This window comes from Stenotrophomonas sp. GW821-FHT02D01 (assembly GCF_059421765.1).
In genome coordinates this window covers 21,251-37,726 of sequence record NZ_JBWKVP010000007.1, presented here as the reverse complement: position 1 = coordinate 37,726, position 16,476 = coordinate 21,251, and the positions used below count along the sequence as shown (strand labels likewise).

Sequence of the window (16,476 nt, the reverse complement as noted above, 5' to 3'; positions counted from 1 at the left end):
GTCAGGGTGCGGGTGCTGGTGTAGTGGCCGGCTGGGCCAGCCAGCGTTCGATCTTGTGGTCCAGTACATCCAGTGGCATCGAACCGTCCTTCAGCACTTCGGCATGGAAGCGGCGCAGGTCGAACGCTGCGCCCTGGCGTGCCTTGGCCTTGTCACGCAGGGCGATGATCGTGGTCAGGCCTGCCACGTTGGACAGTGCCTGGCCAGGCTGGGCCATGATCCGTTCCACTTCCGCATTGGCATCGTCAGCGCTCATGTCGACGGTCTTCTGCAGATAGGTCACGGCTTGCTGCTTGCTCCAGCCCTGCGCATGCACGCCGGTGTCGGCGACCACGCGTGCGGCGCGCAGCAGGCGCGAATACAGATAGCCGATGTGGTCGTACGGATCGGTGTAGGCGCCGAGGTCTTCGCCGAGGGTTTCCGCATACAGGCCCCAGCCTTCGACGAAGGCAAGGTCACCGCCGAGGCGGCGGAAGCGCGGCAGCTTGGTCAATTCCTGCTGCAGGCCCAGCTGCACATGGTGCCCGGGAATGGCTTCATGCAGGTACTGCACCGGCACGTTCCAGCGCTTGCGGCTGGGCAGGTCGCGGGTGTTGACGAACAGCACGCCGGGTTGTCCTGGGGGCGACGGCTGGTAGGAGGCTGCGGCGGCGGTCATGGCACGCTCCGGCTCCACTGCATGGATCTGCAGCGGCGCCTTCGGCAGGGTATCCAGTACCTGCGGCAGGCGTGCATCGACCTGCTGTTGCACCTGCCGGTAGCGGTTGAGCAGCGCGTTGGCATCGCTGTACTGGAACTGGCGGTCGTTGCGCATGCTGCGCAGCAGCTTGGCCTGCGAACTGCGCAGCTTGCCGTCGCGCATCACCGTGGTGATCTGCGCCTGCAGCTCCTGCACGCGCTGCTCGCCCAGCGCATGCAGCTGCGCGGCGGTCTGCTGGCTGGCAGTGGTCTGCACGATCAGGTTGGCATACCAGGCCTGACCGTCGGGCAGTGCGCCCAGACCGCTGCTGCTGCGCGTGGCAGGCAGGTATTCGGTGGCGATGAAGCCACGCAGGGCGCGGTAGGCCGGCATGATGCGCAGTTCGATCATGCGCTTGTACTCGCCGCTGATGCGCGCCTTGTCTTCGGCGGAGATGGACTCGGGCATGGTCCGGATCGGCGACCAGAAGATGCTCTCTTCGGCGGTCGGCTTGATCACCGCATCCAGCTGCGGCAGGACCTTTTCCATCAGGTCGCGCGGTTGCACCACACCAGCCTTCATGCCTTGGCGCATGTTGGCGATGGCCTGGTCGAACAGATCGGGGATGCCCAGCGAGCGTCGCGACCAGGTGTCGTAGTCCTTGGCCGTGTTGAACGGCTGTGCGCCAGCACCGGCGCCGAGGATGGCCATGATGCTGCCGACGTTGTAGTACTGGCTGATCGGCATCATCCAGCTCGGATAACGTTCGGCGGCCAGCGAAGCGCGGGCGTCGCGCACGAAGATCTCGTAGCTGAGCAGGTCCTGCCCCTGCAGGCCGTCGCTGCCGATCTTCTCGACCTTGCCCAGCCACTCGGTGGTGAAGTCGTGCGATTGCTGGCGCCAGGCGGCGGAGAGGATATTGGGCAACTGGTCGTTGTAACGCGGTTCGCCCTGGAAGGTAGCCTGCAGCGGGTTCAACCGCATGGAGGCATCCCAGTACTCGTCGTATAAGAGCTCCAGCTGCACCTGCTTGGGCACTGCGCGGGCCGGGGCGACCGGACGCGGCGCGGCGCGGCGCGCCGAGCTGCCGCGGGCCGGCGTGGTGGCACGTGTGCCGGCGCGGGCCTTCGGCTTGGCAGCCTGGCGGGTCTGCGCGGCGGCGGGGCGGCTGCCCTTCTTCTTCGCTGCTTCGGCCGGCGGTACGGCGCTGAACAGGAACAACGCGGCGATGGCAGCGGCCAGGACGCGGGGGGAATACGGCATCAAGAAGCTTCCGTGGAACACAGACCGTGGAGCTTGCACGATCCGCGCGCGTACGGCCAGCGTGAGGGCGCAGTCAGCTTGCGCGCCGCTGGGGCTTCAGTCAGCCGCGGCCGCAGCGCGCAGGTCGACGGCACGCTGCTCGCCCAGATAGCGGGTGATTGCGCGGCGCATCAGGTACAGCAACGGAATCAGGGCGATCGCGAAGCCCATCTTGTAGACATAGTTGACACTGCTGACCGCCAGGAACAGCGATGTCGGCCAGTGCTGCGGGCCGAGCACGAAGGCGATCCAGATCACCACAAAGCTGTCCACCAGCTGCGAGACTGCAGTGGAACCCGTGGCGCGCAGCCATACATGGCGCTCGCCGGTTGCCTGGCGGATGCGGTGGAACACCGCCACGTCGATCAACTGGCCGAACAGGAACGCCACCAGCGAGCCGGCGATGGTCCACATGCCCTGTCCGAACACCGCCGCGAACGCGGCCTGGTAATCGGGCACGCCGTGGGCATCCATCGAGGTCACCCACCAGCTGGCCGGTGCCAGCGAGATCGCAGCGAAGGCGAACAGGAAACCGTAGGCGATCAGCACCACCGCCAGCCACGAGATGAAACGCACCCCGCGCTTGCCGAAGAATTCGTTGATGGTGTCGGTCATGATGAACACCACCGGCCACAGCAGCGTGCCGGCGGTGAAGCTCAACGAACCGGTCTGGCCGAACAGGTTCCAGTTCAGCGGATCGATGCCGAGGGTGTCTTCCAGGGCGAAGATCTTCACCCCGATCAGTTCGGCCAGTACTGCGTTGCCACAGAAGAACGCGGCCAACACGATGAACAGCAGGACCGCGCGGTCCTGCAGCGGGCGCGCGTGCGACGCCTCGCTCATTCGGAACGATCGCCAGCGCGGGTGAACGGAACGCTGGAGGGCGCCACTGCACCGCCGGAAATGATGAAGCTCATCGCCTGGTCCACCGTCCAGTCGGTCGGGGTGAGCAGTTCGACGGGCACGATTTCCAGATAGCCCGAGGTCGGGTTCGGCGTGGTCGGCACATAGACGGCCGCCAGTTCGCGGTCGGTGCCCTGTTCCTTGATGACCCGGGTGACCAGGCCGACCGATTTCATGTCGCGGTGCGGGAAATCGATCAGCACCACGCGCTGGGTGCTGCCCGGCTCGGTCTGCAGCATGTCCAGCAGCTTCTTGGCGCTGTCATAGATGATGCTGGCCAGCGGAATGCGCTTGATGACCGCGCCGACCCAGCGCAGCAGGCGCTGGCCGACCACGCGGCGGCTGGCCACGCCCACCGCCAGGATCACCAGCAGGGTGGCCAGCAGGGCGATGGTGTTCTGGATCCATTCGGCGCGGACCCAGCCGAGATAATGCGGGAAGTTGGTCGCGATCTGTTCGGACAGCGGCACGACCAGCGGGCTGGAGATGCCCGACAGCAGCACGAACACGAATTTGACCACCACCCAGGTCAGCCAGATCGGCAACAGGGTCAGCAGGCCGGTCAGGAACAGGCGCTGCAGGGAGGGGCGGGGAACCAGGGCGGGGGCATCGAGCGACATGCGCGCATTGTAGCTGTCGCGGCCGCTCGTTTACGCTGTCCGTTGGCGGCGTTGGCCATGCAGGGAAGGGATGCTGTGTTGAGGATGCTGCGGTGGTTGGGCTGGGCAATGCTGGGTCTTCTGGTGATCGCCATCGCAGCATGGCTGCTGTCGAGGTTCTGGCCGTTGTCGGCCGCCCAGCGGGAGGATGTCCGCCTTCTTGAAGCTGCGCATCGCAGCGAGGGCAGGAACGGCTTCGCCCTGCTGTGGACGCTGCCCTTCGATGGGCTGGACCTGGCCCAGCGTGAGGCGGCATTGGCTGAAGATCTGCAGCAATGGCAGACGGCGCCCGCGCAGGCGTCGCAAGCGTCGGTGCTGGCCGCCAGGCACGCACCGTTGAATCTGGATGGGGCAGGTCGTTGTGCAGTCGGGCCGGTCGGCTGCCTGGCACAGGTACGCAATGATCCGCAGCGCTTCGCTGAGGCCCACGCCGGGCATGCCGGCCTGCACGAGCGACTGGCCCGGATGGCGGACTATGATCGCTTCGACTCCCCGTTCCGGCCCAGCGGAAACGAGCTCCTGCCTCTGCCGGCGTACACGCCGCTGTTGGATGGCGCCAGTGCGCAGGCATTGGCCTATCTGCAGGGCGATGTTGCCGGTGCCGTCGAGGGAGGCTGCAGATCGGTTCGATTCGGGCGGCGGATGATGCGCACCGGCAGCACGCTGATGGACAGCATGATGGGCGCTGCCGTGGTGAGGACCCATGTCGCGTTGCTGGGCGACATGCTGGTTGAACAATCACCGGACTTTGTACTGCCCGCCTCCTGCGAGGCGGCGCTGCAGCCGCTGAAAGCCGACGAGCAGAGCCTGTGCCAGGCGATGCAGGGCGAATTCGCGATGAACAAGGCGGCCATCGAGGCGTCCACGCAGACAGCAGGCAGCCGCCTGCTGCTGGATCGCGACCACACCCTGGCCCGGATCGCCGGCAACTTCGGCTGGGCGTGCCGGCCTGCCGCAGCCCAGGCGCTGGCGGCCGACGTCCCGCTCACTGCGTCGCAACCACTCGGATGGGATGTGCGCTGCATGGCCAATCCGCTGGGATGCACATTGAGCGCCATCGCCGGGCCGCACTATGCGCCGTACGCGGCGCGCAGCCAGGATGCGGCGGCGATGATCCGCCTGCTCGGCGCGCAGCGGTGGCTGCGGCAGCAGCCCGGGCCACCCGCAGATGCACTGGCACGGTTACCGGCGCAATGGCGTTCGGACGCCCGTACGCCAACACTGTCTGCCGATGGCCGCTATGTGCAGGTACTGCGGCGCGGACCCGCGCGCGAAAGCGAAGGCCCGTATCAGTCGATGCCGTTGCGGGTTGATTGACCCGCGCTCAGCCGCCGTCGCCGAGTGGATTGAACGCCCAGCCATCACCGACGCTGTCCAGAGTCCAGCGCCTGCGGTCACGCAGGGTCTGCCAACGCACCTGTTCCTTGTCGTCCTGCATGCTGCCTTCGGTCAGCTTCACCTTGCCGGTGGAGAAGTTCACGCTGAGGCCCTCGGTCTGCCCGGAATTGCGCATCATCGAGTCGCGGTCGTAGCCGATCAGCGCGAAGTCGCCTTCCTGCCAGCGGAACGTGAAAGTGGTGGTGCCCATCGACCAGCTGCCCGCGCTGGAGAACGAGTACAACCCTACCCGCAGTGCGCCGCGCTGGATGGACACGCCGGTGCCTTCGGCCAGTGCATCGCTGAGCACGGGCGAGTCCGGCCGCGGAATGAGCGTGTGGTTCTGCGCGGCCAGCACGTAACCGGACGGTCGCGCGAAGGCGATGGCGAGGATGCGCGGGTTGCTGTCATACGGCGAGGGGCCAAACCCATCGTGTTCGATGATGTTGCGCGGGTCCTGCTGGCGCAGCACCAGCGCGAGGTCTGCGCGCCCGTCCTGGTCGAGGTCGCCTTCGATCCTGTATTCCAGCGTCCAGCCGGCAGGTACGAAACCCTCGGCCGTGGCGGCGTGCGCGGGCACGGCGGGGTAGCGCACCGGCGGCACGTCCAGTGCAGTGGCGGCGAAGGGCAGGGCGGTCAGTGCCGCCGCAAAGGAGAAAAGGCGCATTGCAGCCTCCATGGCAGGGCTGCAGAGGATAGCCGGGCGTCAGCCGGCCCGCTTTACCGTGCGTGTGGCTTCAAGCGCACATAGACCTGCTTGCGTACCTGCGCGACCACCTCGCCAGCTTCGTCGACCACGTCGTTGCTGAACCAGCGCAGCACTTTTTCGCCACCGGCCGCCGCCGTGCGCAGTTCATCCAGCAGTGCATCGTCGATGCGGAAAGACGTGCGTACTGTGCCTCGACCGGGCTTGAGGAAATCGATCGCACCAGCGCGGTCCCATACGTAGTAATCACGACCCAGGGTGTGCATCAGGCCCAGCATCCAGAACGGATCGGTCATTGCGAACAGGCTACCGCCGAAGTGGGTGCCGACATAGTTGCGGTTCCAGGGGCGCAGGCGCAGTTCCACGTCGATCTGCCGGTAGTCCGGGGTGATCCGGGTGACATGGATGCCGGTGAACAGGAACGGTGGCCACAGGTTGATGCCGAAGCGGAACGTGCTGGCTTTCATGCGGGAACCGGGCAGGGGACGGGGCACCCAGTCTAACCATTCGCATGCGTATGTTGTAGCCCGCAGCAACTCCGACAGGCCTGCCGGGCGCTACGGCGCGGGCGGGCCGCCGTCGATCACATAGCCGTCGCGGCCATTGTCCTTGGCCCGGTAAAGCGCGTTGTCGGCGCCTTCGACGAAATGATGCGGTTGCAGGTCGCCGTCAGGCACACGGGTGTAGACGCCGATGGTCAGGGTGACGCCTGAATTGCTGCCATCGCCGGGCGGCGGCAGGGCGCGGATGCAGGAGATCAGGTCTTCGATCACCTGCCGTGCGCCTTCAACCGGGGTGTCGGGCAGCACCAGTGCGAATTCGTCGCCGCCGTAGCGGGCAGCCATGTCACGCGGCCGCCGGGCATGCGCCTGGATCAGGCGGGCCACTTCGCACAGCACGCGATCGCCGACCTGGTGGCCATGGCGATCGTTGTGATGCTTGAAGTGGTCGACATCGATCAGGGCCAGGGTCAGTGGCTTGCCACTGCGGCGCGCCGCATCGCATTCCTGTTGCAGCGACTGCTCGAAGCGCAGTCGGTTACCGAGTCCGGTCAGCGCATCGCGGTTGGCCTGGCGGTGCCAGGAGGCGATCCGCCAGGTCGCCCACGCGGTCAGTACCAGCACGATGCCGAGCAGGGCGCTGGCCGGCGCCCACCAGAGGCTGCCGGTGCGCAGCAGCAACCAGCTCAGCAGCGGCGCAGCCGGTAGCGAGCATAGGGCAACCACCCAGGGCAGGCGCAGCCCCAGCAGCAGCACGCACATGGCCACCAGCAGGCCGGCCAGGGCGTCCTGCCAGGCGCGGGGCAACACGTCGATCTGCTTGTCCTGCAGCAGCATCGAGGCGATGTTGGCCTGGTACTCGCTGCCGCTCATCCAGTATTCGCGGGTGGTGGGGGTCAACAGGCGGGTGGTGATGCCGCTGGCCGTCATGCCCACCACGATGCGCCTGCCACGCAGCATCGAGGCATCCACGCGCCCTTCCAGCACATCGGCGTAGGACACCTGCGGCAAGCGTTCCGGTGGCCCGGCATAACGCACGCGCACGTAATCATTGCGGCGCCATTGATAGGGCGAGTCCAGCGCCGGGTCAGGGTCGGGCAGGCCCTGTGCGCGTTGCGGTGGCAGTCCGGTCAACGCCAGACCGAGTGCCGGCCAGTGTGCCTGGCCGATGCCCGCATGCAGGTAGACCCCGCGGGCGACACCATCGCCGTCGACTTCAACGTCACTGTGGCCGATGGCGGCGGCGCTGGCGGCAATCAGCGGAATGGGCAGCATTTCCTCGGCCATGCGGTCGCCGGCAGCCGGTGCGGCCAGCACCGGCAGTACCACACGGCCGTTGCGACGGATCGCCGCTGCCAGCTCGGCATCCTGGCGCGCATCGCGACGGTCGGGCTCGGACAGCATGAGGTCCAGCGCGACGCGCTCGGCACCGGCGTCGGTCAAGCGGTCCAGCAGGCGGGCATGCATCGAGCGCGGCCACGGCCACTGGCCCAGCCGCTGCAGGCTGCCTTCGTCGATGGCCACGATCAGCACGCTGGGGTCGGGGCGGTAATCCCAGCTGCCGACCATCAGGTCGTACGCGCTTTCGTCCTGCCGCCACAGCCACTGGCCATGGCTGACCACCGCCGTCGCTACACCCGCCAGCAGGGCCAGCAGGATCCGTCGCGACCACGGCAGCGGCGAGCGCCTCACAGCAACAGCCACAGCAGCAGGGCACCACCGCTGGCGCCGTAGCACAGGCGACACGGCAGCTTGACCTGCTGGGCGGGCGAGAACGGGCCAGCATGGCCGTCGTCATCGATGTACTGCACGCGGATGTGCAGCGTGCCGCGCCACGGGCGCTTGAAGCTGACCTGCGGTTGGTCGACGGTGGTATCGAGCAGCGGCGCGCTGAAGTCGCCGCCACGATCGACCTGCACGCGGTAGCGCTGCCCGTCGCTTCCCGCCTGCCAGCGCAGGGTCAGCTCGCCATCGGTGGCTTCGGGCGGTTGTAGTGCCGGGTCCACCGGTTCATCGGTCAGTTGCAGCGTCACTGCCTGGCCATAGCGACCCTGGTGGCCCTGGTCATCACGCGAAGCGACCCGCCAGTAGTACTGGCCGGGAGGTAGCGGCTGGCCCAGGCGCAGGTCGGTGCCGCCGGTGCTCTGCTCGCGCAGCGGCTGCAGGAACTGCGGCTCGTCGGCCACCTGCAGCACGCTGCTGCTGGCACCGGGCGCCTGGCTCCAGTGGAAGCGGGGACGGTCGCTGTTGACCGCCTGTCCCTGCAGCGGAGAAATGGTCAGCGGCGGTGGCGGCTGGTCGTCGAGGACGAAATCCTCGCTGGCATCCAGGCCTTCCACACCCTGTGCATCCACTGCGCGCAGCAGCAGGCGCAGCGTCCCTGGCGGCAGCTCGCCGATCAGCAGCCGGGTGTCGGCGGTGTCGGCGGCAAACAACAGGATTTCCGGGGTGGCGGCCTGCACCACTTCGACCCGGTAGTGATCGGCGCCGGTCACCGGCTCCCACGCGAGCTGGGCCGGCAGGGCTCCCAGGCGGGTCGCATCGGCACGCAGGCGCGGTGACGGCAGCAAACCGGAAACGGCTTCGGGCGCCGTTCCGCTGCCGGCGCTGCGGCTGGCCTGGCCGGGGTGCACCAAACGCTGGCCATGCGGGTTGCCGACCTGCACCTTGCCCTCCAGTACCTCGGTGGCACCGGCATGGGCATCATCGCCGGCACTGACCCGGAACACGGTGCCGCGCACGCTGCTGGTGGCCGTGGGGGCATCGATGATGTAGCGCGAGGCCGGCCCGCGCGCAGGGGTTACCCGGTTGCTGGCGCGCCCCTGCTGCAGGCGCAGGCGGGTATCGACCATGCCGGTGCGGCCATAGCGGCTGAGCTGGTCCAGGCGCAGGCGTGAGTATTCGCGCAGCTGCAAGCGCGACGCATCGGCGAACTCAAGGGTGATGCTGGAATCGGCCTTGGTCTGGATCGCGTCGCCGATGTGCAGCTGTTCGCCTGCGCGCACGGCGCGGCTGCTGCTGCCATCGGCCGCGCTCAGTTCAACCTGCCCACGCACGGCCAGTACCCGCGCCGGGGCGGGCTCAACGCGCAGCCAGCCGATCGGGAAGCGCAGTAGTTCACCCGGCGGCAGCCGGTACGGATTGTCGATGCGGTTGTGCTGCTGCAGCTGCTGCCAGCCGACGCTGGGCTTGAGGTAGGCCGCGCCGAGATCCCACAGGGTATCGCCGGGGCGGACCCGGTAGTTCCAGTCCTGCGCGCCGGCAAGCGCCGGCCACAGGCAGAGGGCACACAGCAGTGTGCGCAGGAAACGCATGATGAAAGACGACGAGCGGCCAACGGTCACGGATAGCTGTCCCGGCAAAGCGGGGGCGCAGCTGCAAGACCCCATGGCCCCGACCTCATCCCCCCGAACGGATCGTGGCGGCCCTGGGGGCCACCATCGCGGGCATTATTGCCCGCGTTCAGTGCAGGGATTCTGAACGATGCCGGTGCCGTTCAGAACAGCAGGGAGGCCATCCGGCGCCGCGAACGGCCTACCAGGTCTTCATCGGCGATGACGTTGAACGCATCGATCAGGGCCTTGCGCGGCAGTCCTTCCTGGAAACTGCGGTCGATCCGCAGCATCTCGAGGAACTGTTCCAGCGCAGCTTCGTCCTCGCCGGCCAGCAGCAGCTGCACACCCCGCAGGTGGCGTGCCTGCAGATCCTTGCCGTCGGCGGCGATGCGCGCATCCAGCTCCTCGGCGGGCGGGGCATCCTTCAGCGCGGCGGCGAAGGAGAGCCGGGCGCGGCCACGCACGGCGCGGTCATCGGTGGCCAGGTTGGCGGGCAGGGCATCGATCAGGGTAGCGGCCTCGTCCACGCCGCCGACCTGCAGCAGCGCCAGGGCCAGGTCGAGCTTCAGCTCATCCTTGTCCGGCTCGGCGGCGATCTGCGCGCGCAGCACGTCCACCTGTGCCTGCGGGTCCAGCGGCGCTTCGTCTTCGGCAATGGTGTCGCTGACATCAGCCGGCACAACGCCATGCTGGGCCAGGAATTCACGCAGCTGGCCTTCCGGCAGGGCGCCGGGGAAGCCGTCCACCAGCTGCCCACCCTTGACCAGGAATACGGTGGGCACCGAACGGATCTGGAAGGCCGCAGCGATCTGCTGTTCCTTGTCCACATCGACCTTGGCCAGCTCGAAGGCACCGTTGTATTCGCCGGCCAGCTTCTCCAGCATCGGGCCGAGGGTCTTGCACGGTTCGCACCAGGTCGCCCAGAAATCCACCAGGACCGGCGTCTGCAGCGACTTCTGCAGCACTTCCGCCTCGAAGGTGGCAGTGGTGGCATCGAATACGTAGGTCGTCTCGGTCATGGGGCATCGTTCGGCATCTGGAGACCGATTCTATGGTGACGAACCTTGCCGGTCTCAACCCTGCGGTCACGCCCACCATGAAATCGCGGACGGCTTGGCGCAGGTGCCGGCTGCCGTGACAATGGCCTGATGTTCTCCTGAAGAGTGGCTGCAATGTCCGTGGTTCGGCTGGATCGTTGGGTAGGCATGCTCGCCGCAGCCCTGTTCGTGCTGTCGGTGGCCGGCTTCGGTGCGGCCCTGCCGGACTATTCGCAGGCGATGCATCCGGTGACCTGGCTGGGCGCGCACGGCATCCCCCATGCGCTGGGCTTCAACCTGCTGGGCCTGGTGCTGCCGGGTGCTCTGGCGGTGGTCGTGGCCGAGCGCCTGCGCCGGCAACTGCCGGTGGACGCCGCCTGGACGGCACGCGTGGGCAGCCAGATGCTGCTGCTGGCCGGTCTCGCCTTCATCGCGATGGGCCTGCTGCCGCTGGATTTCGAAGACCAGATTGGCATGCAGGGCCCTGCCAGCAAGCTGCACGCCAGCGTGTGGATGGTCTGGGCACTGGCCTTTGTTGCCGGCAGCGTGATGCTGGGGGCGGCGCGGCTGCGGCATTCCGGCGGGCGCAGGCTGGGCCTGCTGTCGTTGGCCTGCGGAATCGGTGCCGGTCTGCTGGCGTTCGGCCTGCCGGGGGTACTGCCGGCGGCGCTGGCGCAGCGGTTGGCCTTTGCCTGCTGGGCGCTATGGCTGGCCCTGGCCCTGCCTCTGTCGCGCGGGCGCTGAGACGCTTCCCGCAGCCGCGCCGCGCGCCGGTCCGGCAGGCAGGATTGGAGCCATTTGCCGCACTGCGGTACGCTGTACCGCTTTGCCGCCGCAACCGCGTGTTACATGACCAGCGTCGAACCCAACGTTTACGATCCGCAGCAGGTTGAATCCGCCGCCCAGCAGTACTGGGATGCTACCCGTGCCTTCGAGGTCGATGAAGCCTCGGACAAGCCGAAGTACTACTGCCTGTCGATGCTTCCGTATCCGTCCGGTGCGCTGCACATGGGCCACGTGCGCAACTACACGATCGGCGACGTGATCAGCCGCTACAAGCGCATGACCGGCCACAACGTCCTGCAGCCGATGGGCTGGGACGCGTTCGGCCTGCCAGCAGAAAACGCCGCGATCAAGAACAAGACCGCGCCGGCCGCCTGGACCTACAAGAACATCGACCACATGCGCAGCCAGCTGAAGTCGCTGGGCTATGCCATCGACTGGTCGCGCGAGTTCGCCACCTGCCGCCCGGACTATTACGTCCACGAGCAGCGCATGTTCACCCGCCTGATGCGCAAGGGCCTGGCCTACCGCCGCAACGCGGTGGTGAACTGGGACCCGGTCGACCAGACCGTGCTGGCCAACGAACAGGTCATCGACGGCCGTGGCTGGCGCTCCGGCGCGTTGGTGGAAAAGCGTGAGATCCCGCAGTGGTTCCTGCGCATCACCGACTACGCCCAGGAACTGCTGGACGGCCTGGATGAACTGGACGGCTGGCCGGACTCGGTCAAGACCATGCAGCGCAACTGGATCGGTCGTTCCGAAGGCCTGGAAATCCAGTTCGATGTGCGCGACGTCGATGGCGCCGCACTGGATCCGCTGCGCGTGTTCACCACCCGCCCGGATACCGTGATGGGCGTGACCTTCGTGTCGATCGCCGGCGAACACCCGCTGGCGCTGCATGCCGCGAAGAACAATCCGGAACTGGCTGCGCTGCTGTCGGAAATGAAGCAGGGCGGCGTGTCCGAGGCCGAGCTGGAGACCCAGGAAAAGCGCGGCATGGATACCGGCCTGCGCGCCGTGCATCCGGTTACTGGTGCCCAGGTGCCGGTGTGGGTCGCCAACTTCGTGCTGATGGGCTATGGCACCGGCGCGGTGATGGCCGTACCGGGCCACGACCAGCGCGACAATGAATTCGCCAACAAGTACAACCTGCCGATCCGCCAGGTCATCGCGCTGAAGTCGCTGCGCAAGGACGAGAGCGCCTACGACGCGACGCGCTGGCAGGACTGGTACGGCGACAAGACCCGCGAGACCGAACTGGTCAACTCCGACGAATTCGACGGCCTGGACTTCCAGGGCGCCTTCGAAGCGCTGGCCGAGCGTTTCGAGCGCAAGGCCCAGGGCCAGCGCCGGGTGAACTACCGTCTGCGCGACTGGGGCGTGAGCCGCCAGCGCTACTGGGGTTGCCCGATCCCGGTGATCTACTGCGACAAGTGTGGCGCGGTGCCGGTACCGGAAGACCAGTTGCCGGTGGTGCTGCCTGAAGACGTCAACTTCGTCGGCACCGGTTCGCCGATCAAGGCCGATCCAGAATGGCGCAAGACCACCTGCCCGGACTGCGGCGGCGCGGCCGAGCGTGAGACCGACACCTTCGACACCTTCATGGAGTCGAGCTGGTACTACGCCCGCTACACCTCGCCGGGCGCCCGCGATGCGGTCGACAAGCGTGGCAACTACTGGCTGCCGGTGGACCAGTACATCGGTGGCATCGAGCACGCGATCCTGCACCTGATGTATTTCCGCTTCTACCACAAGCTGCTGCGCGACGCGCGGATGGTGGACAGCAACGAGCCGGCGCGGAACCTGCTGTGCCAGGGCATGGTGATCGCCGAGACCTACTATCGCCCGAACCCGGACGGCTCGAAGGACTGGATCAACCCGGCCGATGTGGAAGTGCAGCGCGACGAGCGCGGCCGCATCACCGGCGCCACCCTGATCGCCGACGGTCAGCCGGTGGTGGTCGGTGGTACCGAGAAGATGTCCAAGTCGAAGAACAATGGCGTGGACCCACAGGCGATGGTCGGCAAGTACGGTGCCGACACCGTGCGCCTGTTCTCGATGTTCGCTGCACCGCCGGAACAGTCGCTGGAATGGAACGAAGCCGGCGTGGACGGCATGGCCCGTTTCCTGCGCCGCCTGTGGGCACAGGTGCAGAAGCACGCTGCCGACGGCGCCGCACCGGCGCTCGACGCGGCTGCACTGGATGCCAGCCAGAAGGCCCTGCGCCGCAAGACCCACGAGACCATCGGCAAGGTCGGTGACGACTACGGCCGTCGTCACAGCTTCAACACCGCCATTGCCGCGGTGATGGAGCTGATGAACGCGTTGGCCAAGTTCGAGGACGGCAGCGAGCAGGGGCGCGCCGTGCGCCAGGAGGCGCTGCAGGCCATCGTGCTGCTGCTCAACCCGATCACCCCGCACGCCAGCCATGCCCTGTGGCAGGTGCTGGGCCATGGCGAAACGCTACTGGAAGACCAGCCGTTCCCGCAGGCCGACAGCAGCGCGCTGGTTCGCGATGCGCTGACCCTGGCCGTGCAGGTCAATGGCAAGCTGCGCGGCACGATCGAGGTCGCCGCCGATGCCGCGCGCGAACAGGTTGAAGCGCTGGCGCTGGCCGAGCCGAACGCGGCCAAGTTCCTGGAAGGCCTGACGGTGCGCAAGATCATCATCGTCCCCGGCAAGATCGTGAACATCGTCGCTGCCTGATGTACCTGGCACCGGCCGCCATCGTGGCGGTCGGTGCGTTGTCGCCACGCCGGGCACGCCCGGCCGATGGCCCTGCGTTCACGCGGCCTCGGGCACCCTGTCTGTTGCCGTGATCGCCCGGCTCCGCCAGACTGTCTCCATGACCCGAATCCTGCTTGCCCTCGTTCTCGTCCTCGGCCTCGCCGGCTGCGGTTTCCACCTGCGCAACAAGCTGATGCTGCCGACCGACACGGCGCCGGTGAAGGTGGTCTCCACCGCGCCCTACAGTGAGCTGGTCAAGCTGTTGAACCGCAGCCTGCTGGCATCCGGTGCGCGCTTGGCCGATGAGGACAGCAAGGGCCCCAACGCCCAGCTGCAGGTGCTGTCCGAACGCTGGGGCGACCTGCCCATCGCCATCGACTCGCAGGGCCGCGCGCAGGAATACAGCCTGCGCTATGCCGTGATCTTCATCTTCCGCCGCGAAGATGGCAGCGAACTGGTGCCGCAGCAGGTGATCGAACTGTCGCGCGACTACGTGTCGCCGCCGACCGACGCCACCGGTACCACCACCGAGCGCGAGATCCTGGCCGATGAACTGCGCCGGGAAATGTCCGCCTCGATCATCCGCCGCATCGACAGCGTGGTTCGCGCCGAACTGGAAAAGGGCGGCAGCCTGTCGGCGCCGAAGCCGGTCGAGCACGATCCGGTCGAGCACGATCCGGTCGAGCCCGCACCCGCCGTCCAGCACTGAGCCGGGCGCCTGATGGAACTGCGACCGGAACAGCTGGCCGGGCAGGGCGCTGACACGGCGCTGGCGCCGGTCTATCTGATCGCCGGTCCGGAAACGCTGCGTGTGCTGGAGGCGGCTGATGCCGTGCGTGCCCGTGCACGTGCGGCCGGCATCGACGAGCGCGAAGTGTTCGATGCCGATGGCCGTGATTTCGACTGGAACCAGCTCGACGCCAGTTTCAATGCCCCCAGCCTGTTCAGTGCCCGCCGCCTGGTGGAAGTGCGCCTGCCAAGTGGCAAGCCGGGCAAGGACGGCGGTGAGGTGATCAGCCGGTTCTGCGCCAACCCGGCGCCGGACGTGATCCTGATGATCACCGCCAACGAATGGAGCAAGGCCCACCAGGGCAAATGGGCCGAAGCGGTGAACCGCGTCGGCGTGTTGTCGGTGGCCTGGGCCATCAAGCCGCATGAGCTGTCGGACTGGATCGAACGGCGCCTGCGCGGCAGGGGCCTGCGCGCCGAGCCGGCGGCCGTGCAGCGCTTGGCCGAACGCGTGGAAGGCAACCTGCTGGCGGCTGCGCAGGAGATCGACAAGCTCGTATTGCTGGCCGACGGCCAGACCCTGGACGTGGAACGGATGGAATCGCTGGTGGCCGATGCTGCCCGCTACGACGTGTTCCGGCTGGTGGAAGCCACCTTCTCCGGCCAGCCCCAGGCGGTATTGAGGATGCTGGCCGGGTTGCGCGGCGAAGGCGAGGCCGTGGCCGCGCTGATGCCGATCGTGATCCGCGAGCTGTTGGCCGGTGCCGGCCTGGCACGGGTACAGGCACGTGGCGGCAATCTGGCGGCGGAGATGAAATCCCGCGGTATCTGGGAATCGCGGCAGGCGCCCTACAAGCGCGCGCTGCAGCGGCACCCGGAAGGCAAGCGCTGGGAGCGTTTCGTGGCCGAAGCAGGGCTGGTTGACCGCATCGCCAAGGGCCGCGCAGACGGCGATGCCTGGCTTGCACTTGAGCGCCTGCTGGTGGCGGTGGCCGAGGCGCGTGCGGTGCGCCTGCTCGCCCGGGCCTGATCCATGAGCCTGCGGATCTACTACGGGGGCACCTTCGACCCGGTGCATCTGGGCCATCTGGCAATCGCGCGCGCCGCACGCGATGAACTGCAGGTGGCGGTGCGCATGCTGCCTGCCGCCGACCCGCCGCACCGCGCGGTGCCGGGCGCGACCGCCGAACAACGCTGCACCATGCTCGGCCTGGCCATCGGTGATGAGCCGGGCCTGCTGCTGGACCGTCATGAGCTGGATCGGGCTGCGCGCTTTCCCGGCAGACCCTCCTACACGGTCGATACCCTGCGCGAACTGCGGGCCGAACTTGGCCCCAGCCGCCCACTGGCGTGGCTGGTGGGGGCCGACAGCCTGCTGGGCCTGCCCAGCTGGCATGAGTGGCAGGCGTTGTTCGGGCTGGCCCATTTCATCGTCGCCGAGCGTCCGGGGAGTCCGCTGCGGGCCAGTGTTGACGGCGCGCTGGGGCAGGCCACCGAGGGGCGCTGGGCCGACAACGAGCAGGCCTTGTTTGCCAGCCCGGCCGGCCGCATCCTGCGCCTGCACCACCCGCTGCGCGAGGAATCGGCCAGTGCCGTGCGCGCCCAGATCGCCGCGGGCGGCCCCTGGCGGGCCATGCTGGCACCGGCGGTGGCCGACTACGTTTCTGGCCACGGCCTGTACCGCCCCGCCACCTCGTGAATACGGTTGCCGCGCTGTGCCCGTATAATCGCCCCCACGT

14 protein-coding genes are annotated in these 16,476 nt (G+C 67.7%); 6 read left to right on the top strand and 8 right to left on the bottom strand.

Going from position 1 to position 16,476, the window contains the following annotated elements:
* Position 1: 1 nt before the first annotated feature.
* The 3 genes from AC07UW_RS14805 to AC07UW_RS14795 form a co-directional block, all read right to left on the bottom strand.
* A complete protein-coding gene (locus AC07UW_RS14805; RefSeq protein ID WP_495212315.1) occupies positions 2 to 1,942 on the bottom strand; it encodes a DUF885 domain-containing protein in 1,941 nt (646 codons plus the stop codon).
* A 96-nt stretch (positions 1,943 to 2,038) separates the two neighbouring features.
* Complete coding sequence (locus AC07UW_RS14800) at positions 2,039 to 2,824, bottom strand: queuosine precursor transporter (protein WP_223496057.1); 786 nt, start codon at positions 2,822 to 2,824, stop codon at positions 2,039 to 2,041.
* On the bottom strand, positions 2,821 to 3,504 hold the full coding sequence (locus tag AC07UW_RS14795) for a DUF502 domain-containing protein (protein ID WP_223496055.1): 684 nt from the start codon (positions 3,502 to 3,504) through the stop codon (positions 2,821 to 2,823). The genes AC07UW_RS14800 and AC07UW_RS14795 overlap by 4 nt, the downstream gene beginning before the upstream one ends.
* Positions 3,505 to 3,588: 84 nt before the next feature.
* Between AC07UW_RS14795 and AC07UW_RS14790 the strand changes: the two genes are divergently transcribed.
* Positions 3,589 to 4,860 carry a hypothetical protein gene (locus AC07UW_RS14790; protein ID WP_495212314.1) on the top strand — a complete coding sequence of 424 codons (1,272 nt, stop codon included), beginning with the start codon at positions 3,589 to 3,591 and terminating at the stop codon, positions 4,858 to 4,860.
* A gap of 7 nt (positions 4,861 to 4,867) precedes the next feature.
* On the opposite strand, the gene AC07UW_RS14785 is transcribed toward AC07UW_RS14790, so the two are convergent.
* The 5 genes from AC07UW_RS14785 to trxA form a co-directional block, all read right to left on the bottom strand.
* Positions 4,868 to 5,587: a hypothetical protein gene (locus AC07UW_RS14785; RefSeq protein ID WP_312110850.1), complete on the bottom strand. Its 720-nt coding sequence runs from the start codon at positions 5,585 to 5,587 to the stop codon at positions 4,868 to 4,870.
* A 53-nt stretch (positions 5,588 to 5,640) separates the two neighbouring features.
* Entirely contained in the window at positions 5,641 to 6,093 is a 453-nt protein-coding gene (locus AC07UW_RS14780) for a DUF4442 domain-containing protein (protein ID WP_032975063.1), read from the bottom strand.
* A 90-nt stretch (positions 6,094 to 6,183) separates the two neighbouring features.
* The gene (locus AC07UW_RS14775; protein WP_394198056.1) at positions 6,184 to 7,818 is read right to left on the bottom strand and encodes a CHASE2 domain-containing protein; all 1,635 of its coding nucleotides are present in this window, start codon (positions 7,816 to 7,818) and stop codon (positions 6,184 to 6,186) included.
* Positions 7,815 to 9,515, bottom strand: a complete 1,701-nt coding sequence (locus AC07UW_RS14770) for a FecR family protein (RefSeq protein WP_495212313.1) — start codon at positions 9,513 to 9,515, stop codon at positions 7,815 to 7,817. Before AC07UW_RS14770 ends, AC07UW_RS14775 begins: the two co-directional genes overlap by 4 nt.
* A 107-nt stretch (positions 9,516 to 9,622) precedes the next feature.
* Entirely contained in the window at positions 9,623 to 10,480 is an 858-nt protein-coding gene (gene trxA / locus AC07UW_RS14765) for a thioredoxin (RefSeq protein WP_447945413.1), read from the bottom strand.
* 153 nt (positions 10,481 to 10,633) lie between these two features.
* Here trxA and AC07UW_RS14760 point away from each other — a divergent pair, with 153 nt between their 5' ends.
* From AC07UW_RS14760 to nadD, 5 genes are all read left to right on the top strand, one after another.
* A complete protein-coding gene (locus AC07UW_RS14760; RefSeq protein ID WP_495212312.1) occupies positions 10,634 to 11,242 on the top strand; it encodes a DUF998 domain-containing protein in 609 nt (202 codons plus the stop codon).
* A 105-nt stretch (positions 11,243 to 11,347) separates the two neighbouring features.
* Positions 11,348 to 13,987 carry a leucine--tRNA ligase gene (gene leuS / locus AC07UW_RS14755; protein ID WP_025879299.1) on the top strand — a complete coding sequence of 880 codons (2,640 nt, stop codon included), beginning with the start codon at positions 11,348 to 11,350 and terminating at the stop codon, positions 13,985 to 13,987.
* 139 nt (positions 13,988 to 14,126) lie between these two features.
* Entirely contained in the window at positions 14,127 to 14,717 is a 591-nt protein-coding gene (locus AC07UW_RS14750; protein ID WP_495212311.1) for an LPS-assembly lipoprotein LptE, read from the top strand.
* A gap of 12 nt (positions 14,718 to 14,729) precedes the next feature.
* Positions 14,730 to 15,767, top strand: a complete 1,038-nt coding sequence (gene holA / locus AC07UW_RS14745) for a DNA polymerase III subunit delta (protein WP_495212310.1) — start codon at positions 14,730 to 14,732, stop codon at positions 15,765 to 15,767.
* A gap of 3 nt (positions 15,768 to 15,770) precedes the next feature.
* Positions 15,771 to 16,436, top strand: coding sequence for a nicotinate-nucleotide adenylyltransferase (nadD, locus tag AC07UW_RS14740; protein WP_313250792.1), 666 nt, complete (start codon positions 15,771 to 15,773; stop codon positions 16,434 to 16,436).
* Positions 16,437 to 16,476: the final 40 nt, after the last annotated feature.